General features: G+C 72.1%; 18 protein-coding genes. 8 read left to right on the top strand and 10 right to left on the bottom strand.

Annotation, left to right across the window (positions count from 1 at the left end; genetic code table 11):
- Positions 1 to 25 precede the first annotated feature (25 nt).
- A complete protein-coding gene (locus ACZ3KP_RS35595; protein WP_467504678.1) occupies positions 26 to 577 on the top strand; it encodes a M23 family metallopeptidase in 552 nt (183 codons plus the stop codon).
- On the opposite strand, the gene ACZ3KP_RS35600 is transcribed toward ACZ3KP_RS35595, so the two are convergent.
- Complete coding sequence (locus tag ACZ3KP_RS35600) at positions 574 to 1,173, bottom strand: TetR/AcrR family transcriptional regulator (protein WP_467504680.1); 600 nt, start codon at positions 1,171 to 1,173, stop codon at positions 574 to 576. The genes ACZ3KP_RS35595 and ACZ3KP_RS35600 overlap by 4 nt on opposite strands.
- Positions 1,174 to 1,333: 160 nt before the next feature.
- Here ACZ3KP_RS35600 and ACZ3KP_RS35605 point away from each other — a divergent pair, with 160 nt between their 5' ends.
- On the top strand, positions 1,334 to 2,932 hold the full coding sequence (locus tag ACZ3KP_RS35605) for an MDR family MFS transporter (protein WP_467504682.1): 1,599 nt from the start codon (positions 1,334 to 1,336) through the stop codon (positions 2,930 to 2,932).
- Positions 2,933 to 3,221: 289 nt separating this feature from the next.
- On the opposite strand, the gene cseC is transcribed toward ACZ3KP_RS35605, so the two are convergent.
- From cseC to ACZ3KP_RS35630, 5 genes are all read right to left on the bottom strand, one after another.
- Entirely contained in the window at positions 3,222 to 4,580 is a 1,359-nt protein-coding gene (gene cseC / locus ACZ3KP_RS35610) for a two-component system sensor histidine kinase CseC (protein WP_467504684.1), read from the bottom strand.
- Positions 4,581 to 4,591: 11 nt separating this feature from the next.
- Positions 4,592 to 5,296, bottom strand: a complete 705-nt coding sequence (gene cseB / locus ACZ3KP_RS35615; RefSeq protein WP_132889347.1) for a two-component system response regulator CseB — start codon at positions 5,294 to 5,296, stop codon at positions 4,592 to 4,594.
- 39 nt (positions 5,297 to 5,335) lie between these two features.
- On the bottom strand, positions 5,336 to 6,001 hold the full coding sequence (locus tag ACZ3KP_RS35620) for a hypothetical protein (RefSeq protein WP_467504686.1): 666 nt from the start codon (positions 5,999 to 6,001) through the stop codon (positions 5,336 to 5,338).
- A complete protein-coding gene (locus ACZ3KP_RS35625; RefSeq protein WP_360564317.1) occupies positions 5,989 to 6,528 on the bottom strand; it encodes a SigE family RNA polymerase sigma factor in 540 nt (179 codons plus the stop codon). The genes ACZ3KP_RS35620 and ACZ3KP_RS35625 overlap by 13 nt, the downstream gene beginning before the upstream one ends.
- A gap of 281 nt (positions 6,529 to 6,809) precedes the next feature.
- The gene (locus ACZ3KP_RS35630) at positions 6,810 to 7,685 is read right to left on the bottom strand and encodes an HhH-GPD family protein (protein WP_467504688.1); all 876 of its coding nucleotides are present in this window, start codon (positions 7,683 to 7,685) and stop codon (positions 6,810 to 6,812) included.
- 191 nt (positions 7,686 to 7,876) lie between these two features.
- Between ACZ3KP_RS35630 and ACZ3KP_RS35635 the strand changes: the two genes are divergently transcribed.
- Positions 7,877 to 8,725 carry a hypothetical protein gene (locus ACZ3KP_RS35635; RefSeq protein WP_467504690.1) on the top strand — a complete coding sequence of 283 codons (849 nt, stop codon included), beginning with the start codon at positions 7,877 to 7,879 and terminating at the stop codon, positions 8,723 to 8,725.
- A gap of 118 nt (positions 8,726 to 8,843) precedes the next feature.
- Here ACZ3KP_RS35635 and disA read toward each other — a convergent pair whose 3' ends face one another.
- Positions 8,844 to 9,968, bottom strand: a complete 1,125-nt coding sequence (gene disA, locus ACZ3KP_RS35640; protein ID WP_132889339.1) for a DNA integrity scanning diadenylate cyclase DisA — start codon at positions 9,966 to 9,968, stop codon at positions 8,844 to 8,846.
- An 80-nt stretch (positions 9,969 to 10,048) separates the two neighbouring features.
- The gene (radA, locus tag ACZ3KP_RS35645) at positions 10,049 to 11,458 is read right to left on the bottom strand and encodes a DNA repair protein RadA (protein ID WP_360564311.1); all 1,410 of its coding nucleotides are present in this window, start codon (positions 11,456 to 11,458) and stop codon (positions 10,049 to 10,051) included.
- A 207-nt stretch (positions 11,459 to 11,665) separates the two neighbouring features.
- Here radA and ACZ3KP_RS35650 point away from each other — a divergent pair, with 207 nt between their 5' ends.
- Positions 11,666 to 13,372: a BACON domain-containing protein gene (locus tag ACZ3KP_RS35650; RefSeq protein WP_467504692.1), complete on the top strand. Its 1,707-nt coding sequence runs from the start codon at positions 11,666 to 11,668 to the stop codon at positions 13,370 to 13,372.
- Positions 13,373 to 13,436: 64 nt separating this feature from the next.
- Here the strand turns inward: ACZ3KP_RS35650 and ACZ3KP_RS35655 are convergent, their stop codons facing one another.
- Positions 13,437 to 14,240, bottom strand: a complete 804-nt coding sequence (locus tag ACZ3KP_RS35655; protein WP_467504715.1) for a DUF3109 family protein — start codon at positions 14,238 to 14,240, stop codon at positions 13,437 to 13,439.
- 143 nt (positions 14,241 to 14,383) lie between these two features.
- Between ACZ3KP_RS35655 and ACZ3KP_RS35660 the strand changes: the two genes are divergently transcribed.
- The 4 genes from ACZ3KP_RS35660 to ilvD all read left to right on the top strand — a co-directional run bounded on the left by ACZ3KP_RS35660 (position 14,384) and on the right by ilvD (position 18,903).
- Entirely contained in the window at positions 14,384 to 15,316 is a 933-nt protein-coding gene (locus ACZ3KP_RS35660) for a Ppx/GppA family phosphatase (RefSeq protein WP_467504694.1), read from the top strand.
- Between the two features lie 89 nt (positions 15,317 to 15,405).
- Entirely contained in the window at positions 15,406 to 16,236 is an 831-nt protein-coding gene (locus tag ACZ3KP_RS35665) for a sugar phosphate isomerase/epimerase family protein (RefSeq protein ID WP_467504695.1), read from the top strand.
- Positions 16,233 to 16,850 (top strand): TetR/AcrR family transcriptional regulator, encoded by a 618-nt coding sequence (locus ACZ3KP_RS35670; RefSeq protein ID WP_467504697.1) that lies wholly within the window; start codon positions 16,233 to 16,235, stop codon positions 16,848 to 16,850. Before ACZ3KP_RS35665 ends, ACZ3KP_RS35670 begins: the two co-directional genes overlap by 4 nt.
- A 199-nt stretch (positions 16,851 to 17,049) precedes the next feature.
- Positions 17,050 to 18,903 (top strand): dihydroxy-acid dehydratase, encoded by a 1,854-nt coding sequence (ilvD, locus tag ACZ3KP_RS35675; protein WP_132889329.1) that lies wholly within the window; start codon positions 17,050 to 17,052, stop codon positions 18,901 to 18,903.
- A 69-nt stretch (positions 18,904 to 18,972) separates the two neighbouring features.
- Here ilvD and ACZ3KP_RS35680 read toward each other — a convergent pair whose 3' ends face one another.
- Entirely contained in the window at positions 18,973 to 21,090 is a 2,118-nt protein-coding gene (locus ACZ3KP_RS35680) for a serine/threonine-protein kinase (protein ID WP_467504698.1), read from the bottom strand.
- Between the last annotated feature and the right edge of the window lie 91 nt (positions 21,091 to 21,181).

Here is a 21,181-nt window from a genome sequence, read left to right on the forward strand (position 1 = left end):
CTGTTGCCTACCCCACGAGGTTCCGATGTCCCTGCGCGCCGCTCTCCGTGCCCCCCGTACGTCCTCGCTCCGCAAGCGCGCCGCCGTTCTGGCCGCCGGTGCCGCGGTGACGGCGGTCGTGGGCTCGGGTGTCGCGTCGGCCGCCACCTCCAGCGCCGCCGCCTGGGTCGACCCGGTGAAGAAGTACACGCTCTCCGCCACCTTCAACCAGGCCGGCGGCATGTGGGTCGCCCGGCACAGCGGCCAGGACTTCGCCGTGCCCACCGGCACCGAGGTCGTCGCCGCGCACGGCGGCACCGTCGTCAAGGCCGGCGGCAACGGCGCCGGCGACGGCCCCGCGTACGGCAACGCCGTCGTCATCAAGCACGCCAACGGCGAGTACTCGCAGTACGCGCACCTCTCGCGCATCGACGTCAGGGTCGGGCAGGTCGTGAAGACCGGTCAGCACATAGCCCTGTCCGGCAGCACCGGCAACTCCACCGGACCGCACCTGCACTTCGAGATCCGCAAGACGCCGAACTACGGCTCCGCCGTCGACCCGGTCGCCTTCCTGCGCGCCCAGGGCGTGACCGTCTAAGCGGGCCGGTCCGAACCCTGGTGGGCCTGGGTCACCAGGTCCATGGCGACCTCCAGAACGGCTTCCCGCTTCTTCTGGAGGTCGCCCTCGATGTCCTGCATCACGAACATGCCGGCGTGCAGCGTGAACAACGCGCTGACGCAGCGGATCTGGTCGGTCAGCGGAGCGTCCGGGTCCATCAGGATGTTCCGCAGACCGCGCATCCGGTCCTTGAAGGTGTCGCCGATGCGCAGCTCCCGGACCGTCGCCTGGTTCTCCTGCATGAACCGGAACAGCGGCTCCGCGTCACCGAGCGCCTGGCTGTAGCGCCGGACGATCTCCTGTTTGGTCTCCAGGGTGTGCGGCTGGTCCTTGCCCCACTCGATCAGGTCGCCGATGGGCTGCGTCAGATCCTGGAAGAGGCTGACCAGGATCTCTTCCTTGGTCTTGAAGTGGTAGTACAGGGCCGCCTTGGTCACGTCGAGGCGCTCGGCGATCTCCCGCAGGGAGGTCTTCTCGTAGCCCTGCTCGGCGAAGAGTTCGAGCGCGACGTCCTGGATGCGCTGGCGGGTGTTGCCGCGGCGCTGCTGCTTGGTGCCGTCCATGGTGACGCCCATCCTCTTACTCCTCGCGCTCCCGCGAAAATTCGTCCGGCCGGACGCCGTCGTCCGTCCTGGGAAACTTACTTGACGCCCGGCTAGTGACAGGTCTACCTTCCCAGTGTAGTGAACTAGCCGGGCGGCAAGTAAGTACCTGTCGCCAGGGGGAGTGGGAGAGATGGCGGACACCCAGGCGGCCGTTACCGGCCAGGAGACTCCGGGGGCACCGGAGCCGACGGAGCAGTCGGAGAAACAGCCGAGGAGCGTACGGGTCGTACTGCTCGCGCTCATGATCGCGATGATGCTCGCGATGCTCGACAACATGATCGTGGGCACCGCGATGCCGACGATCGTGGGCGAGCTGGGCGGCCTCGAGCACCTGTCGTGGGTGGTGACCGGGTACACCCTGGCGACCGCCGCGGCGACCCCGATCTGGGGCAAGCTCGGCGACATGTACGGGCGCAAGGGCGCCTTCATGATCTCCATAGTCATCTTCCTGATCGGCTCCGCGCTCAGCGGTATGGCCCAGAACATGGGCGAGCTGATCGGGTTCCGGGCCGTTCAGGGGCTCGGCGCCGGTGGTCTGATGGTGGGGGTCATGGCGATCATCGGTGACCTGATACCGCCCCGCGAGCGCGGCAAGTACCAGGGCATGATGGCCGGCGTCATGGCGCTCGCGATGATCGGCGGCCCGCTGGTCGGCGGCACCATCACCGACAACTGGGGCTGGCGCTGGGCCTTCTACATCAACCTGCCGCTGGGCGTGATCGCGCTGGCCGCCATCAGCGCCGTACTGCACCTGCCGAAGAAGCGGAACAAGACCCGCATCGACTACCTCGGCGCCGGGCTGCTGACCCTCGGCATCACCTCCATCGTGCTGGTCACCACCTGGGGCGGCTCCGAGTACGCCTGGACGTCCGCGCGGATCATGGAACTGATCGCCATCGGTGTCGCCGCGCTGGTCGGGTTCGTCTTCTGGCAGACCATGGCCGCGGAGCCGGTGCTGCCGCTGCACATCTTCCGCAGCCGCAACTTCACCCTCATGTCGGTCATCGGCTTCATCGTGGGCTTCGTGATGTTCGGCGCCACGCTCTTCCTGCCGCTCTACCAGCAGTCCGTGCAGGGCGCTTCCGCGACCAACTCCGGGCTGCTGCTGCTGCCGATGCTCGGCGCGATGCTGGTGACCTCGATGGTCGCCGGGCGGGTCACCACCAACACCGGCCGCTACAAGATCTTCCCCCTGGTGGGCGGTGTGCTGCTGGCCGTCGGGCTGTACCTGCTGTCCACCATGGACACCGACACCACCCGGTTGACCTCCGGGCTGTACATGGCCGTGGTCGGCCTCGGCATGGGCTGCCTGATGCAGATCACCATGCTGGTCGCACAGAACAGCGTGCAGATGAAGGACATGGGCGTCGCGTCCTCCTCCACCACCCTGTTCCGGACGCTCGGCTCCTCCTTCGGTGTGGCCATCATGGGCGCGCTCTTCAACGACCGGGTCAAGCACGTCATGTCCGAGCGGGGCGGGGCGCTGGCGGCCAAGGCCACCGAGAAGTCCGCCTCGCTGGACGCGGCGAGCCTGGCGAAGCTGCCCGCCCCGGTGCGGGACGCCTACCAGCACGCGGTGTCGGCCGGTACGCACTCGGCGTTCCTGCTGGGTGCCGTGATCGCCGTGGTGGTGCTGGTGGCGGCGGTGTTCGTCAAGGAGGTGCCGCTCAAGAGCGGACCGGCCACCAGCGAGGAAGCGGTTCCGATCCAGCTGGCCGAGGCCGTCTGACGACGCCGCTCACCGACGTCTGACGACGCGGCTCACCGACGACGACGCCGGCCGACTGGTTCTCCAGTCGGCCGGCGTCGTCGTGTCCGTGCCGCGGCCGGCGGCTCGCCCCGGGAAGGCCGCGGCCGGTCACCACGTTCCTGCGGCCGGTCGAGGACGTCGAACCCGACCAGCGGGAGCAGCCACCGGTGCCGCAGCGGGCCGCGCGGGCCTCCGGCACGCCCTTCCTGAGCCGCTACGCGCCGGAGCGGATCGCCGCACTGGCCCGCGCCGCCGGCGTGAAGGACTCTCAGCGGCTTCCCGCCTGGGCCGGTCCCGGGAGTATCGGGTAGCTGCCGGTGGCCGTCGGAGCGTGTTCGGGGAGCCACAGGACGGCCACCGCACCCTCCGCCGGAATGTGCTCGGGCGCCCCCGCCGGGCGGATGTTGCGGAAGGTCAGACGGGCCCCCAGCACCCGCGCCTGCCCGGCCGCGATGGTCAGCCCCAGGCCGTGCCCCTGGCCCGCGCGGTCCGCGCTGCCGGTGCGGAACCGGCTCGGGCCCTCCGCGAGGAGTTCCTCGGGGAAGCCGGGGCCGTGGTCGCGGACCCGGATGACCCGGCCCTCGACGGTCACCTCGATCGGCGGCCTGCCGTGCCGGGCCGCGTTGGCGAGCAGGTTGAACAGCACCCGCTCCAGCCGCCGGGGATCGGTGGTGACCTCCGACTCGTGCACCACCCGCACCTCGATCGCCGGGTCCTTCGCCGCCACCCGCCGGGACACGAACTCGCCCAGCATGATGTCCTGCAGCTCGGCCCGCTCGGAGGCGCTGTCCAGCCGGGCCACCTCCAGGACGTCCTCGACGAGGGTGCGCATCGCCTTCGCCCGGTCCAGGACCAGTTCCGTCGGGCGGCCGGGCGGGAGCAGTTCGGCCGCCGTGAGCAGCCCCGTCACCGGCGTACGCAGCTCGTGCGCGATGTCGGCGGTCACTCGCCGCTCGGCCTCCAGCCGCTGCTGCAGCGCGTCCGCCATGGCGTCCACCGCGCGCGCGAGGTCGTCGGTCTCGTCCCGTACGACCCCGCCGATGGCCTCCCGCACCCGCACGTCCGGCTCGCCCTGGGCGACCTGGTTGGCCGCGGCCGCCGCCTTGCGCAGCCGGCGTGAGAGCTGCCCGCCGATCAGCACGCCGAGCGCGCTGCCGCCGAGGACCACCGCGATGGAGCCGATGACGAGGGCCTGGTCGAGGTCCCGCAGGACGTTGCTGCTGCGGTTCGGGAAGGTGCCGTGCAGGGACAGCACCCGCCCGTCCTTGGCCTGCACGGCCGCCCAGATGTCCGGCGCGCCGCTGCCGTGGTCGATGACGTCGGTCGCCCGGCGGCCCGCGTCGACCCTGTCCCGCAGGGCGTCCGGCAGCAGCGGGTCGTTGACCTTGACGTCGGGGAAGTTCGCCCGGCCGAACAGCTCGTAGTTGCGCTGGGCGATCTGCAACCGCTCGTTGGCGAGGTCGCGTGCGTTGTCCAGCATCGAGACCCGGGCCGCGTTGTGCACCACCAGGCTCAGCGCGATCGCGACCAGCGCGCCGACCAGCGCGATGGCCGCGCTCAGCTTCCAGCGGAGCCCGGTGCGCAGTCCCGGGCCGCTGTGCCGGATGTGTCTGGTGAACCCCCGCATGGCCGCCTCGCTCAGGCCTTCAACTTGTAGCCGAAACCGCGGACCGTCTCGATCCGGTCCTGGCCGATCTTCGTGCGCAGCCGCTGCACGTGCACGTCGACGACCCGGGTGTCCCCGCCCCAGCCGTAGTCCCAGACGCGTTCGAGCAGCTTGTCGCGGGAGAGCACGGTCCCCGGTGCCGAGGAGAACTCCAGGAGCAGCCGCATCTCGGTCGGGGTGAGCGCCACCGGCTGTCCGGCCCGGCGCACCTCCATGCCCTCCGTGTCGATCTCCAGATCGCCGAAGGTGAGCAGCCCGCCGGTGACCGGCGCCGCGTCCTCATGGGGCTTCTCACCGCCGCTCGCGTGTCCGAAGCGGCGCAGCACCGCCCGGATCCGGGCCACCAGCACGGCCCCGTCGAACGGTTTGGTGACGTAGTCGTCGGCGCCCGCCTCCAGGCCGAGGACCACGTCGATCGAGTCGGCGCGCGCCGACAGCATGATCACCGGCACGGTGGACTCGTCCCGGATCCGCCGGCACAGGCTCACCCCGTCCAGGCCGGGGACCATCACGTCCAGCAGAGCGATGTCGGGCCGGTCGGCCCGGAACGCCTCCAGGCCCGACAGCCCGTCGGGCATGGCGGTGACCGCGAAGCCGTCCCGCTCCAGGGCGAGCTGCGTGGCCTCGCGGATGACGTCGTCGTCCTCGACGAACAGGACGTGGGTCTGGTCTGCCATCCGGCTCTCTCGTGTCGTCGTGGTGGGGTCGGGGCCGGGTCAGCCGGCGGCGGTCGGGTCCTCGGTGGCGGCGCCGCCGGCCGCGTTGCCGTAGTCGGTGTGGTGGAAGTCCTCCTGGACGAAGCGTCCCGAGGTCCAGCGGTAGGTGATCACGTTCTCGCCCGAGGGACTCGACACGGGGTCCCCCTTCTCGTACACCTGCTTGGTCACGCTCAGGTCGCCCTTGTCGATCTCCGCGTAGACCGGGGACTCCTCGGCCTTGAAGACATTCTTGTACGAACCGTCTTCCCTGCGGTACACGTACGCCCCCACTCCCACCGCGTCCCCGCAGGTCAGCACATTGACGACGACGTCGTCCAGCTGGTCTCCGGTGAGATCGCCGTAGGTCACGTCGACCGGGTACGCGTTGCCCGCGCAGGGCTTGAGGTCCCGCTTCACGGTGGCCGAGACCGCCGGGTCGGCCTTCACCAGGGCGACCGCGTCGATCTTCTCGTAGGTCTGCGACGGGTTGGGTGAGGGAGCCTTGGCGGCCGGGGCGTGCTCGACCGAGTCGGAGTGGGCCGGCCCCTCGTCACGGGCGCCGGTGCCACCGGTGCCGCAGGCAGCGGCGAAAAGGGCGACGGCGGCGACCACGGCTGACGCCGTGACCACCGCCTGTGCGCCCGCCGGGCCCCTGTCGGGCCCCGCGTCGGTCAGGCCGCGCAACGCTCCTGCTCCTCACGCTCCAGCGCGCGTGCGTCGAGGTCGCGGGACTCCAGCTCCTCGCGGAGCCGGGCGAGCGCCCGGTGCAGCGTGCTCTTGACCGTACCGGCCGACATGCCGAGGGCGGCGGCCGTCTCCTCCGTGGACATCTGCTCCCAGTGTCGCAGCACCACGACGCTGCGCTGCTTCGGAGCCAGAACCTTCATGATGTCCATGAGGAGAGCGCGGTCCGCGTGCTGCTCGGTGGAGTCGTCCACGCAGGCGTCGGGCATCTGCTCGGTCGGGACCTCTTCCAGCTTGCGGGCCCGCCACCACTCGGTCCGCGTGTTGATCATGACGCGGCGCAGGTAGGCGTCCGCCAGTTTCTTGTCGGCGATGCCGTCCCAGCGGCCGTACGTCCGTACCAGCGCGGTCTGGAGCAGGTCCTGGGCGTCCGTGGGGTCCGGGACCAGCCGGCGGGCGCTGCGCAGCAGCGCGTCCTGCCGGGTGCGGACGTACTCCTCGAATTCGAGCACCTCGCCCTGCGCCATGATCAACCGCCTCCCGATCCCCGTTTTCCCCGGCCCTCGGCCCCTGAGTTCCTGCTCTGGTCACTGCCGGCCCGCGGTCCTGGCGGGCACAGGAACGAAGCTACGGAGTCGTTGTCACGGGGCTGTGCGGAGCAGCCTGCGGCTAGCAATCGGCTGTCCGTCGGTTGTGTAACGGAAGTAGGTTCGGGGTAAGCAGGCGGGGAGCTATGCCCGGTTATTGGGGTATTTGTCCGACCGTTAGGGCCGTAACACGACCCCGGCCGCTGTGATGTGGCTGTGCGTCAGCCCAACGGAAGCCGGTACAGACCGCCCGCGAGCGGCTCCACCAGTCCGTCCGCGACCAGCCCGTCCAGGGCGCGGGCCCGCTGCACCGGCTCGTGCCACACCCGGTCGAGCGCCGTCTGCGGCACGGGGGCGTGCGCCTCGCGCAGTACGGCGAGCAGCTTGCCGCGCACCTGCCGGTCGGTACCGGCGTACGTCTGCCCGCGCCGCGGCGGCCCCTCGTGCTCCGGCTTGCCGGCCAGCCGCCAGGCGCACTGCGCGGCGATCGGGCACCGCGGGCACCCCTCGTTCTTCGCCGTGCACACCAGCGCGCCCAGCTCCATGGAGGCGGCGGCCCAGCGGGCCGCGGTCCGCTCGTCCGCCGGCAGCAGCTCACGGGCGAGCCTGCGCTCGGCGGCGGTGGTGGCGTTCGGCGGGTACTGCACTCCGGTCACGGCCCGCGCCAACACCCGCCGCACGTTCGTGTCCAGCACGGCGTGCCGCTGCCCGTACGCGAACGACGCGACGGCCGCGGCCGTGTACTCGCCGATCCCGGGCAGCGCGAGCAACTGCGCGTGGTCGGTGGGTACGTCGCCGCCGTGCCGTTCCGTTATGGCGACCGCGGCACCGTGCAGCCGCAGGGCGCGGCGCGGGTAGCCGAGCCGGCCCCAGGCGCGGACCGCCTCGCCGGGCGCCTCCGCGGCGAGGTCGGCGGGGCGCGGCCAGCGGGCCAGCCACTGCTCGTACACCGGCAGCACGCGGCTGACCGGCGTCTGCTGCAACATGAACTCGCTGACCATCACACCCCACGGGCCCGCTTCCGGGCGGCGCCAGGGGAGGTCGCGGGCATGGGCGTCGAACCAGGCGATCACAGGGGTGTGCAGCTTCTCAGTCATGACCCTTCCGATCCTGCCACGTTCCGCGACGACCGGGGCGGACGTGGTGGGTGACGAGGCCGGAGTTGACGGCGTCGACGGCGAAGAAGAGCCGGGCTGACGGGAGTTGCCGGAATGATGATCCGGAAAAGTTGAGGTTAGGGCGGCGGGTGGGGCGAGGAAGCGCATGGATCTCTCGTACAGTTTGCGCCGTGGGATCTCTGCGCAATCCGGTCGGGCCGCTTCCCTCCTCCATCTACTGGCGACGGAGGGCCGTCATGCTGTCCGCGGTCGTCGTCCTGGCGCTGCTGATCGCATGGATCGTGACGTCGGGCGGCGGGGGCGGCAAGAAGGGCGCCGACGGCTCCAACGGCAAGAATCCCGTGTCCACCATCACGCCGGGTCCCTCCGGCAGCGGGCCCGCGATCAGCCAGGCCCCCGGCGGACGGGACGAGTCGAGCGGGGGCGGGTCGGGATCCGGGTCCGGCGGCGGTGCCGGCTCCGGTACGGGCGACGGGAGTTCGGGCGGTACGGGGGACGGCTCGACGTCGGGCTCGTCGGGTTCCGCCGGTTCGGCCGGTTCCTCGGCCGGCTCGGGCGGCGACGTGACCTCCGGCTCCGGCGGTACGGTCGCCTCGCTGCCGGGGTCCTCCGCCCTCCCCAACTGCACTGCGGGCGCGGTGCAGTTGGCCTTGAAGAGCCTGCACAACTCGTACTCGCCGGAGCAGACGCCGACCTTCGAACTCGCCGCGAAGAACACCTCGTCCAGCGACTGCAAGATCGATCTCGGCCCGAAGAACGCGGTGTTGACGATCACCGCGTCGTCCGCGGACAACAGCTACTGGTCCTCCGCCGACTGCCCGAGGACGGCGGGGAACCGGTGGTACCGGGTGCCGGCCGGCAGCAGCATCACGTACACCCTGAAGTGGGACCGCAAGCCGAGCGCGGCCCAGTGCGCGACGCCCCCGGCGGGATCGGCCGGCGCGGGCACGTACCTCCTGCAAGCGGCGGTCCCGGGCTACCCGAAGGCCCAGGCGTCGTTCGTCCTGTCAGCGGACTAGGGCCGATCTGAAGACACGGCTGGGGAGCGCCCCGCAAGGGGCGCGAGGAACCGCGCGATCAGCCCCCACCTGGCAGCAGCCGCCGTACCGCCACAACCGCCCGAGCCGGCAGGCGAAATCAGACGTACCGCTCAAGAATCGAGGACTCCGCCAACCGCGACAGTCCCTCGCGCACACTCCGCGCCCGAGCCTCCCCGACCCCGTCCACCGTCTGGAGGTCGTCCACACTCGCGGCGAGCAGCTTCTGCAGGCCCCCGAAGTGCTCCACCAGCCGGTCGATGATCGCCCCCGGCAGCCGAGGCACCTTCGCCAGCAGCCGGAAGCCACGCGGCGACACCGCCGAGTCGAGCGCCTCCGGCGACCCCGTGTACCCCAGCGCCCGCGCCACGGTCGGCATCTCCAGCAGTTCCGCATGGCTCAGGGCGTCCAGCTCGGAGAGCGCCTCGTCGACCGTGCGGGACCGCTTCGCCGTCGGCTCGGGCACGTAGTCCCGGACCACCAGCTCGCGCTCGGGCTCGACCCCCGCGATCAACTCGTCCAGCTGGAGGGCCAGGAGCCGCCCGTCGGTGCCCAGTTCGACCACGTACTCGGCGATCTCCGTGGCGATCCGGCGGACCATCTCGAGGCGCTGGGCGACGGCGGACACGTCCCGGACCGTCACCAGGTCCTCGATCTCCAGCGCCGACAACGTCCCGGCGACCTCGTCCAGGCGGAGCTTGTACCGCTCCAGGGTCGCGAGCGCCTGGTTCGCGCGGGAGAGGATCGCCGCCGAGTCCTCCAGGACCCGGCGCTGCCCGGCGACGTAGAGGGCGATCAGCCGCATCGACTGGGAGACCGATACCACCGGGAAGCCGACCTGCTTGGAGACCCGGTCCGCCGTCCGGTGCCGGGTGCCCGTCTCCTCCGTCGGGATCGTCGCGTCCGGCACGAACTGGACACCCGCCCGCAGGATCTTCGACAGGTCGGAGGAGATCACGATCCCCCCGTCGAGTTTGCACAGCTCCCGCAGCCGGGTCGCCGTGAACTCGACGTCCAGCACGAAACCGCCCGTGCACATCGCCTCGACCGTCTTGTCGAAGCCGAGCACGATGAGCCCCCCCGTGTTGCCGCGCAGGACCCGCTCCAGGCCGTCCCGCATGCCGGTGCCCGGAGCCACGGCGCTCAGCGAGGCGCGCATCAGGCCCTCGGAACCGGCACTCCCGCCGGACTTTCCGGGAGCCGATGCCCGGTCGTTGGCTGCCACTGCACTCCTCCGGTCGCAGGTTCTGAGGCGCTGCCGCACCCGCACTCGGTTCGTACGGACGGGCGAGACCAGGGCAAAGTCTACCGGCGCTCCTCCGCCTCCCGTGGGGCCTCCCGGCGACGGGAGCGCGGCAGCACCCGCAGCGCGTCCCCCATGTCGGCGACCTCCAGGACCTTCATGCCCGGCGGGACCTTGCCGGGATCGCCCGGTACGAGCGCGTGCGTGAAGCCGAGCCGGTGTGCCTCCGAGAGCCTGCGCTGGACGCCGGTGACCCGTCTGACCTCGCCCGCGAGGCCGACCTCGCCGATGGCGACGAGGTTCTTGGGGAGCGGGGTGTCGCTGGCGGCGGAGGCCAGCGCGAGGGCGATGGCCAGATCGGCGGCGGGCTCGGAGAGCTTCACCCCGCCGACCGTCGCGGAGTAGATGTCCCGCTTGCCGAGCGCGCTGATCCGGCCGCGCTGCTCCAGCACCGCCAGCATCATCGAGACCCGGGAGGTCTCCAGACCGGAGGTGGTCCGGCGCGGGGAGGGGATCTGCGAGTCCACCGTGAGCGCCTGGACCTCGGCGACCAGCGGGCGGCGGCCCTCCAGGGTCACGGTCAGGCAGGTGCCCGGCACCGGTTCGGCCCGCCGGGTCAGGAAGAGCCCGCTCGGGTCGGCGAGACCGGTGATGCCCTCGTCGTGCAGTTCGAAGCAGCCGACCTCGTCGGTGGCGCCGTACCGGTTCTTGACGCCGCGGACCAGGCGCAGGCGCGCGTGCCGGTCGCCCTCGAAGTGCAGGACGACGTCCACCAGGTGTTCCAGCAGCCGCGGTCCCGCGATCGCGCCGTCCTTCGTGACGTGGCCCACCAGGAGGGTGGACATGCCCCGCTCCTTGGAGGCGCGGATGAGGGCGCCGGCCACCTCCCGCACCTGGGCCATCCCGCCGGGCGCTCCGTCGATCTCCGGGGAGGCGACCGTCTGCACCGAGTCCAGGATCAGTAGCGACGGCTTCACCGCGTCCAAGTGGCCGAGCACGGCGGCCAGGTCGGTCTCGGCGGCGAGGTAGAGGTGGTCGTCGATGGCGCCGATGCGGTCCGCGCGCAGGCGGACCTGGCTCGCGGACTCCTCACCGGTGACGTAGAGGGTGCGGTGCTCGTCGCTCGCCGACTTGGCCGCCACGTCCAGCAGGAGCGTGGACTTGCCGACGCCGGGCTCGCCCGCCAGGAGCACGACCGCGCCGGGGACCAGGCCGCCGCCGAGGACCCGGTCCAGCTCGGGCACGCCGGTGGTGCGGGCGGTGGCCTGACGGCCGTCGACCTGGCCGATCGGCACCGCGGAGGTGGTGACCCGGCCGGGTGCCGTCGTACGGACCGCGGGCGTGCCGTACTCCTCGATCGTCCCCCAGGCCTGGCACTCGGGGCAGCGACCGAGCCACTTGGCCGTCTGCCAGCCGCACTCGGTGCAGCGGTACGACGGGCGGTCCTTGGCGGTCTTGGTACGGGTGGCCATGCGGAAACCGTAGCCCCCGCCACCGACAACGGGTCCGGGGTGGCTCCTGTGACGGGTGTGGGTGGACCGGTCCCGGCCATCCCCCGTCGGGAACGAGCCACGGAATCGCGGCCTCCTGTCCCCTATTGAGGGATCGTTTCACCCGTACGGATTAAAAGTGCTCAAGCCGCAAGAAGGGACGTTACGCCGCCGCCTACGGTCGCACGGGTGATGAGCAGCACTCCGGACACCTCGACCCGCACGACCGGTGCACACCGGGCGCACCGGGAGGCGCGCGCGGCGCGCGACCGTACGGCGGCGCGCGCGCTGGCGCAGCGACCGGCGGCGCGCTACGAGCCCTACCTCGACGGGCTGTTCACCTACTGCCTCTCGGTGCTGTGCGACCACGACGCGGCCACCGCCGCCCTCGGGGACGTCCTCGCCCTCGCCGAGCGGCGCGGCCAGCGCGTCCCGCCGGCCGCCGGGGACCGCAGGGCCTGGCTGTACGCACTGGCCCGCTGGGCCTGTCTGCGCGGGCTGGCCCAGGCCAAGCAGAAACGTCAGGCCACCCACGCGGCGGGCCGCCACATCGCCCCCGAACCGCAGGCCCCCACCGACGACCAGGAGGAGCGGCGCCGCGAACTCGCCCTGCTCGCCTGGCCCGAGGCGGCCGGCACCACCCCCGAGCAGCGCGAGGCGCTCGAACTCGCGGTACGCCACCACCTCACCGTCGAGGAGGTCGCCGCCGTCCTCGGCATGGACCTCGCCGGCGCCCGCGAACTGCTCTCCTCCGCCGCCTGCGAGGTCGAACGCACCCGCGCGGCCCTCGCCGTCGTCGAGACCGGCGGCTGCCCGAGCGTGTCCCACCTCACCGGGGACAGTCAGCTGGTGCTCAGCAGCGCCCTGCGCCGCGAACTGGTCCGGCACGTCGACGACTGCCCGCGCTGTCGCCGCACCGCCGAACGCGCGGCCCCCGGCCGGTGGCCCGGCTTGATGACCACCCCCGCGGAACTGCCCGTCCTGGAGGCGCCCCGCGCGGCCCTGCACAAGGCGATGGCGCACCAGCCCCGCGCGCGGGGAGCGGCTCTGCCGCGCTTCGACCGGCGCGGCTTCCCGATGGACCCCAAGGACCGCGCGGCCCGTCGGGACCGGCTGCGCGCGCGTGCCGTCACGACGACCGTCGTGGCGACGGTGGTGGCGGCGCCGGTGCTCGCCCTGTGGGCCGCCTACCGGGGCTCGCCGGCGGGGGAGGGGCAGGACGGGCCGTCCGCGACCGCGCGGGAGGCCGCCGGCTCCGGCGTCCTGGGCGGCGGTGACGGCACCGGGGGCGGCGGGTACGAGAACGCCGGGAACGCCGGACCCGGACCCGGACCGCGGATCGGCGCGGGCGGCAAGGCCGACGTGTCGGTGGAGGTGATCAGCGTGCTCGGGGCCGACCGGAAGCAGGCCGGCGCGGGGCACCTCACGGTGACGGCCGAGAACGACGGCGACACGACCCTGGTCACGCTCGCGGCGGACGGGGACGCGGCGGTGCGGTGGTCGCTGTCCACCTCGGCGGGGTGGCTGTACTTCTCCCGGTCCTCGGGCACGCTGCGGCCGGGCGAGTCGTTCACGGTCAAGGTGTACGTCGACCATCTGCGGGAGCCGTCGGGACACTGGAGCGCGCGGGTGGCGGTGGCGCCCGCGGGAGCGGTGGTGTCGATCGACGGGTACGGGATGGCTCCGCCCGGCCGCCGTGGGCCGAAACCGACCCCTCCGGGAAGGCCGACGCCGACGGCCTCCGCCCCGACGCAGCCGACGCCGCCGGTGACCGAGCCCCCGACGTCGAGCGGGCCGACACCGACCCCCACGCCGACCGAGTCGGAGACCGACGGCCCGACGGCATCGGCTTCACCGACGGCCCCGGGCAGCGAAGCACCCCCACCGCCCCCGTGACCCCGGCCCCTCCGTGCAGACTGGGGGCACTCGCGGTGCCCCTTTCGGGGCGCTGCAGCGGGCGTCAGTCGGCGGGATCCGCCGGGTGGGGGGCCAGGAGCGGCAGCTGGGACGACAGGCGCTGCTCGCAGAGTTCCACCAGGCGGTCGTAGCCCGCCTTGCCCATCAGTTCGGTCAGTTCCGGGCGGTACGAGACGTACACCGGGTCGCCCGCGCCGTGCGCCGACGTCGCCGACGTGCACCACCAGTGGAGGTCGTGGCCGCCCGGACCCCACCCCCTGCGGTCGTACTCGCCGATCGAGATCTGCAGGACGCGGGTGTCGTCGGGGCGGTCGATCCAGTCGTAGGTCCGGCGGATCGGAAGTTGCCAGCAGACGTCCGGCTTGGTCTCCAGCGGCTCCCGGCCCTCCTTCAGGGCCAGGATGTGCAGCGAGCAGCCCGCGCCACCCGCGAACCCGGGACGGTTCTGGAAGATGCACGAGCCCTGGAAGGGGCGCGTCTGGCGGGAACCCTCCTCGTCCTCCGCGACCCAGCCGTCCCGCGTGCCCTCGGCGTGGTGCTGCCAGATCTCCGGCGTGAGCCGCGCCACGTGCTCGGCGACCCGCTTCTCGTCGTCCTCGTCGGAGAAGTGCGCGCCCAGCGTGCAGCAGCCGTCGTCCGCGCGGCCCGCCTGGATGCCCTGGCAGCCGCTGCCGAAGACGCAGTTCCAGCGGGAGGTCAGCCAGGTCAGATCGCAGCGGAACACCTGCTCGTCGTCCGCCGGATCAGGGAACTCCACCCACGCGCGCGCGAAGTCGAGCCCCTTCTCGTCCGCGGCCAGGGCCTTCTTGGACAGCTTCGGCGTCTTCGACGGCCGCGGCGGCTTCACCCGCGAAGAACCCTCGGCTGATTTGACGCCCTTGTGGTCCTTCGTCTTGTTCGTCTTTGGCACGCGTCCAGGGTAAGTCGCCGAAGGCCCCCGCGGGGACTGCTCGGCACCCGCTCCCAGCAGCGTTCCGTACAGTTCCGTACATGAGACTCGGTGTCCTCGACGTGGGATCTAACACGGTGCATCTGCTGGTGGTGGACGCGCACCCCGGCGCGCGCCCGCTGCCGGCGCACTCGCACAAGTCGGAGTTGCGCCTCGCCCAGCTCCTCGACGGCAACGGCGCGATCGGCCCCGACGGGGTCGAGAAACTGGTCGATGTCGTCAAGGACGCCCTGCAGGCCGCCGAGGACAAGGGCGTCGAGGACCTGCTGCCCTTCGCCACCTCCGCCGTGCGCGAGGCCAGCAACGCCGACGACGTCCTCGCGCGCGTGCAGGCCGAGACCGGCGTCGAGCTCCAGGTCCTGACCGGCGCCGAGGAGGCCCGGCTGACCTTCCTCGCCGTACGCCGCTGGTTCGGCTGGTCCGCCGGAAAGCTGCTGGTCCTGGACATCGGCGGCGGCTCCCTGGAGGTCGCCTACGGCATCGACGAGGAACCGGACACGGCGGTCTCCCTCCCGCTCGGCGCCGGCCGGCTCACCGCGGGCTGGCTCCCCGGCGACCCGCCGGCCGCCGACGACATACGGGCCCTGCGCCGCCATGTCCGCGCCGAGATCGCCCGCACGGTCGGCGAGTTCAGCCGCTTCGGCGCCCCGGACCACGTGGTCGCCACCTCCAAGACGTTCAAGCAGCTGGCCCGCATCGCCGGCGCGGCCCGTTCCGCCGAGGGCCTCTACGTGCAGCGCGAACTCAAGCGGAACTCCCTGGAGACCTGGGTCCCGAGGCTGGCGGCCATGAACACGGTGCAGCGCGCCGCGCTCCCGGGGGTGTCGGAGGGCCGGGCGAACCAGCTGGTGGCGGGCGCCCTGGTGGCGGAGGCCGCGATGGACCTGTTCGGGGTGGAGAGCGTGGAGGTCTGCCCGTGGGCGTTGCGGGAAGGTGTGATCCTGCGGCGACTTGATCACATGGGTTCGGCGTAGCCGCTCCGCGGGGCGCCGAGCATGGCGGTGGTCACAACGGCGCGCAGCCGCCCCGTGCCCACCCGCCCGCACCCCGTAACCTGTCCCTCGTGGCAAATCCAAGGGACGTCGTCCGCATCCCGGATGCGAAGGTCGCGCTCTCCACGGCCTCCGTGTATCCGGAGTCGACGGCGACGGCCTTCGAGATCGCCGCGCGCCTCGGCTACGACGGCGTGGAGGTCATGGTCTGGACCGACCCGGTCAGCCAGGACATCGAAGCCCTGCGCAGGCTCAGCGACTACCACCGCATCCCGATCCTCGCCGTGCACGCCCCCTGCCTGCTGATCACCCAGCGGGTCTGGTCCACCGACCCCTGGGTCAAGCTCCAGCGGGCCCGGGCCGCCGCCGAGAAGCTGGGCGCCACCACGGTCGTCGTACACCCCCCGTTCCGCTGGCAGCGCCAGTACGCCCGCGACTTCGTCGAGGGGATCTGGCGGATGGCCGACGAGACGGACGTACGGTTCGCGGTGGAGAACATGTATCCGTGGCGCTACCGCGACCGCGAGATGCTCGCGTACGCCCCCGACTGGGACGTCACCAAGGACGACTACCGGCACTTCACGATCGACCTCAGCCATGCCGCGACGTCCCGCGTGGACGCCCTGGCCATGCTCGACCGCATGAGCGACCGGCTCGGCCACGTCCACCTCGCCGACGGCCGCGGCTCCGCCAAGGACGAGCACCTGGTGCCGGGACGCGGCACCCAGCCCTGCGCCGAGCTGCTGGAGCGCCTCGCGCTCACCGGCTTCGACGGGCACGTCGTCATCGAGGTCAACACCCGGCGCGCGATGTCCGGCGCGGAGCGCGAGGCCGACCTCGCGGAGGCCCTGGCCTTCACCCGCCTGCACCTGGCCTCCGCGGTGCGGGTGCCCCGCCGATGACCGACGCCGACCACAACTCCGGCGCCCGCCGCCGTGGCCGCCCGCCGCGCACCGAGTCGGCCGGCACCCGGGACCGTATCCTCGCCGCCGCCCGCGAGGAGTTCTCCGAACGGGGCTACGAGAAGACGTCCGTACGCGGCATCGCCAAGGCGGCCGGGGTCGACTCCGCCCTGGTCCACCACTACTTCGGCACCAAGGAACAGGTCTTCGAGGCCGCCATCTCGGTCGCCTTCGCCCCCGCGCTGAACGCGCCCGCCGCGCTGGCCGACGGCCCGCCGGACGGCGTCGGCGAACGCCTGACCCGCTTCGTCCTCGGTGTCTGGGAGAACCCCGCCACCCGTACGCCCCTGCTGGCGATCGTCCGCTCGGCCGTCAACAACGAGACCGCCGCCGCTGTCTTCCGCCGCCTGATCGCCACCCAGCTGCTGCGCCGGATCGCCGGACAGCTGGACCTTCCGGACGCGGAGCTGCGCGCCGAACTGGCGGCCGCGCAGCTGGTCGGCTGCGCGATGCTGCGCTATGTGATCAAGGTGGAGCCCCTGGCGTCGGCGGACCTGGAGCAGATCGTGGCGCGGGTCGCTCCGGTGGTGCAGGGGCACCTGACCACTCCCTGACCGGGTCCCTCTGACCTCCTCCGACCGGGGCCCCGGTCCGGCCGGTCACCGACCTGCCCGCTGAGACATCCCGAGACATCCCGAGACATCCCGAGACATCCTGAGACATCCGTCCCGCATTCCGGACAGCGCGTCCCGAGCCGTGGGCGACGGGCGTACGCTCGTCAACAGCCCTATCTGTCTGAAGGAGCGAGCGACGATGCCCGAGCTGAGGTCACGCACTGTCACCCACGGTCGCAACATGGCGGGCGCCCGCGCCCTTATGCGCGCCTCCGGTGTACCCGGTGCGGACATCGGCCGCAAGCCGATCATCGCCGTCGCGAACTCCTTCACGGAGTTCGTGCCGGGCCACACCCACCTCCAGCCGGTCGGCCGGATTGTCTCCGAGGCGATCACGGAGGCCGGCGGCATCCCGCGCGAGTTCAACACGATCGCCGTGGACGACGGCATCGCGATGGGCCACGGCGGCATGCTGTACTCCCTGCCCTCCCGTGACCTGATCGCGGACTCGGTCGAGTACATGGTCGAGGCGCACTGCGCCGACGCCCTGGTCTGCATCTCCAACTGCGACAAGATCACCCCGGGCATGCTCATGGCCGCCCTGCGCCTGAACATCCCGACGGTCTTCGTCTCCGGCGGCCCCATGGAGGCCGGCCGCGCGACCCTGGTGGACGGCACGGTCCGCACCCTCGACCTCGTCGACGCGATCTCCGACGCGGTGAACGACAAGATCTCCGACGAGGACATCCTCCGGATCGAGGAGAACGCCTGCCCGACCTGCGGCAGCTGTTCCGGCATGTTCACCGCCAACTCGATGAACTGCCTGACCGAGGCGATCGGTCTCTCCCTCCCCGGCAACGGCTCGGTCCTGGCCACCCACACGGCCCGCAAGCAGCTCTACGTGAACGCGGCCCGCACGGTCATGGACATCACCCGCCGCTACTACGAGCAGGACGACGACACGGTCCTGCCCCGCTCCGTCGCCACCTTCGCGGCCTTCGAGAACGCGATGGCGCTGGACATCGCGATGGGCGGCTCGACCAACACGATCCTGCACCTGCTCGCGGCTGCCCAGGAGGCGGGCGTCCCCTTCGGCCTGAACGAGATCGACGCGGTCTCCCGCCGGGTCCCCTGCCTCGCGAAGGTCGCCCCGAACGTCGCCAAGACCCGCACCTACTACATGGAGGACGTGCACCGCGCCGGCGGCATCCCCGCCCTCCTCGGCGAACTGCACCGCGGCGGCCTCCTGAACGAGGACGTGCACTCCGTCCACAGCCCCTCCCTGGCGGACTGGCTGAAGACCTGGGACGTGCGCGGCGGTTCGCCCTCCCCGGAGGCCGTGGAGCTGTGGCACGCGGCCCCCGGCTGCGTCCGCTCCGCCGAGGCCTTCTCCCAGTCCGAGCGCTGGGAGGCCCTGGACGAGGACGCGGCGGAAGGCTGCATCCGCAGCGTCGAGCACGCCTACTCCAAGGACGGCGGCCTCGCGGTCCTCAAGGGCAACCTCGCCGTCGACGGCTGCGTGGTGAAGACGGCCGGCGTCGACGAGTCCATCTGGACCTTCGAGGGCCCCGCCGTCGTCTGCGAGTCGCAGGAGGAGGCCGTCGAGAAGATCCTCAACAAGCAGGTCACGGACGGCGACGTGGTCGTGATCCGCTACGAGGGTCCCAAGGGCGGCCCCGGCATGCAGGAGATGCTCTACCCGACGTCCTTCCTCAAGGGCCGCGGCCTCGGCAAGACCTGCGCCCTGATCACCGACGGCCGCTTCTCCGGGGGTACGTCGGGCCTCTCCATCGGCCACGCCTCCCCCGAGGCGGCCTCCGGCGGCACGATCGCCCTCGTCGAGGACGGCGACCGCATCCGCATCGACATCCCGAACCGCACCATCGAGCTCCTCGTGGACGAGGCCGAGCTGTCCCGCCGCGAGCAGGCCCTGAACGGCGCGTACGCCCCGAAGAACCGCGAGCGCAAGGTCTCGGCGGCGCTCCGGGCCTACGCGGCGATGGCCACCAGCGCCGACAAGGGCGCGGTCCGCGACGTGTCCAAGCTGGGCTGACCCCGTACACGGCGACCGCCCAGGGGCCGCCTCCCCCACGGGAGCGGCCCCTGCTCCGTCCCTACGACGTCACCAGTCCCGCGGATCCTTCGCGTCCACGGCGAACACGGTGCCGTCGGGGGCGGTGGCGTAGACGTGGGCGTCGAGGAGCAGCGGAGCCGACAGCGACGCCGTGACCTCACTCGCGTTCGCGCCGAGCCGCGCCGGGGTCTGGCCGACCAGGGTTCCCCTGCGGGCGTCGGCGGCGAGCAGGCGTCCGTCGGCCGCGGTGAAGTAGACGTACCGGCCGTCGGTCACGGGCGCCGAGCCCCGGCTCACCGAGGTCTGGAGCGCCCAGAGCTGCTTGCCGCTCTCGACGTCGACGGCCTCCAGTGAACCGCCGGCGGACAGCAGACAGACCACGTCACCGCGCACCGTGGCCGCCGGAGCCACCCGGGGGACGGGCAGCGCCACCCGACGGGTCGCCTCGGAGGCCGGGGTGTAGCGCACGACCCCGTCCGTCTCCCCGGCGGAGGTCTTCACGGACAGCAGGAACAGGGACCCGCCCGCAGTACCGACCGGCCGCAGATCCCCAGCCAGCCGGGCCTTCCAGCGTTCGGCGCCGGTGGCCGGATCGAGCGCGGTGACCACGGTGTGCGTCCCGTGGTCGGAGGTGCTGGTCGCGTAGACCAGCGGATCTCCGGCGAACGAGTCCAGGGACGGCGCGCCGCCGGACAGGGGCCGACTCCACCGCGTACGGCCCGACCCGCTGTCCATGCCGCTGAGCACCCCGTCGGACCCGACGGCCAGCAGCATGCTCCTGGTGACCTCCAGGCTCTGGGACGCGGGAAGGTCCAGCGTCCACCGCGACGAACCCGAGGCGGGATCCAGGGCTTCGACATGCCGCCCCCCGTCCGTCGGCAACAGCAGCAGCCCGCCCGACAGGAACGGCGAGCCACTCGTACGCTCCTCCGCGACCCTGTGCCGCCACAGCAGACGTCCGTCGGCCGGGTCGAGGGCGTAGGCCAGACCCGACCGGAAACACAGCAGCTTCCCGGCCCCGGCCACGCAGTGCGGCATACCGGAGCCGTCCTTGGCCCCCGCGTCCGTCTGCCACGCCTCGAAGGCGGTCGTGGCGCCGTGCCCAGTGCTGCCCACGGGCTTCGGATCGCTGTCACCGGGCCACAGCACCGAGCCGACCAGGCCGCCCAGGACCAGGACGCCCGACCCGGCGGCGAAGGCCACCCGCCGCCGCGTGGCCTGCCACGGCCCTCGCAGCTTCGGCTCCGGCGCGGCGGGGGACGGCGCCTCCGGCGCGTCACCGACGCCGTCCTCGTCCTTGATCCGCTGTGCCGGTATGAACGCCTGCGTGTCGTACGACGCGGCCAACGACCTGATCTCCCGCATCAGTTCGTCGGGCGTCGGCCGGTCCTCGGGTTCCTTGGCGAGGCACCGCAGCACCAGCGGAGCCAACTCCTCCGGCACCCCGGTGATGTCCGGCTCGTCATGCACGACCTGGTAGGCGACGACATACGGACTGTCCGAGTCGAAAGGACCCCGCCCGGTCGACGCGTGCACCAGCACCGACCCCAGCGCGAAGATGTCCGCGGCGGGACCCACCTCGCGCGGCCGCCGGAACTGCTCGGGCGCCATGAACGGCGGTGTACCTATCAACTTCCCCGTCTCGGTGCGCAGCTCGCTGTCTTTCGGCCGGGAGATCCCGAAGTCGATGACCTTGGGACCGTCCTCGGCGAGCAGCACGTTGCTCGGCTTGAGATCCCGGTGCACCACGCCGACCCGGTGGATGTCGCCCAGCGCCTCCGCCAGCCCCGCCATCAGGCGGCGCAACTGGGCGGGGGACATCGGCCCGTTCCGCTTCACGTGCTCGGAGAGCGTCGGGCCGGGAATGAAGAGGGTGGCCATCCACGGCCGTTCGGCCTCCGGATCGGCATCCACGACGGGAGCGGTGAAGGCACCGCTCACCTTGCGCGCGGCGGCCACCTCCTGCCGGAAACGCCCCCTGAACTCACGGTCCTTGGCGAACTCGGCATGCACGACCTTCACCGCGAGCTTCAGCCCCGAGGTGCTGCGGGCCAGATGCACCACGCCCATGCCACCCGAGCCCAGGCAGGACTCCAGGCGGTAGTGCCCGGCGTACTCGGGAAGTTCCGCTTCCGCGCCCGCTCCGGTGTTGCGCTGTGGCGTCAAGGGACCACCCCCGTGCTGTTTCCGCGGAGCGCGACGCACGGAGCCTAGTCGATGACTCGTGCGACACAGAGGCGGCTTGCTAGCCTCCGCG

The organism is Streptomyces sp. NPDC020958, from assembly GCF_055562175.1.

Excerpts from the sequence above, each read along its gene's own strand:
- cseB (WP_132889347.1), bottom strand. The coding sequence starts at position 5,296 with ATGGCAGACCAGACCCACGTCCTGTTCGTCGAGGACGACGACGTCATC.
- ACZ3KP_RS35670 (WP_467504697.1), top strand. The coding sequence starts at position 16,233 with ATGACCGACGCCGACCACAACTCCGGCGCCCGCCGCCGTGGCCGCCCG.
- ACZ3KP_RS35595 (WP_467504678.1), top strand. The coding sequence starts at position 26 with ATGTCCCTGCGCGCCGCTCTCCGTGCCCCCCGTACGTCCTCGCTCCGC.
- ACZ3KP_RS35630 (WP_467504688.1), bottom strand. The coding sequence starts at position 7,685 with ATGACTGAGAAGCTGCACACCCCTGTGATCGCCTGGTTCGACGCCCAT.
- cseC (WP_467504684.1), bottom strand. The coding sequence starts at position 4,580 with ATGCGGGGGTTCACCAGACACATCCGGCACAGCGGCCCGGGACTGCGC.
- ilvD (WP_132889329.1), top strand. The coding sequence starts at position 17,050 with ATGCCCGAGCTGAGGTCACGCACTGTCACCCACGGTCGCAACATGGCG.
- radA (WP_360564311.1), bottom strand. The coding sequence starts at position 11,458 with ATGGCCACCCGTACCAAGACCGCCAAGGACCGCCCGTCGTACCGCTGC.
- ACZ3KP_RS35605 (WP_467504682.1), top strand. The coding sequence starts at position 1,334 with ATGGCGGACACCCAGGCGGCCGTTACCGGCCAGGAGACTCCGGGGGCA.
- ACZ3KP_RS35600 (WP_467504680.1), bottom strand. The coding sequence starts at position 1,173 with ATGGGCGTCACCATGGACGGCACCAAGCAGCAGCGCCGCGGCAACACC.
- ACZ3KP_RS35660 (WP_467504694.1), top strand. The coding sequence starts at position 14,384 with ATGAGACTCGGTGTCCTCGACGTGGGATCTAACACGGTGCATCTGCTG.
- ACZ3KP_RS35625 (WP_360564317.1), bottom strand. The coding sequence starts at position 6,528 with ATGGCGCAGGGCGAGGTGCTCGAATTCGAGGAGTACGTCCGCACCCGG.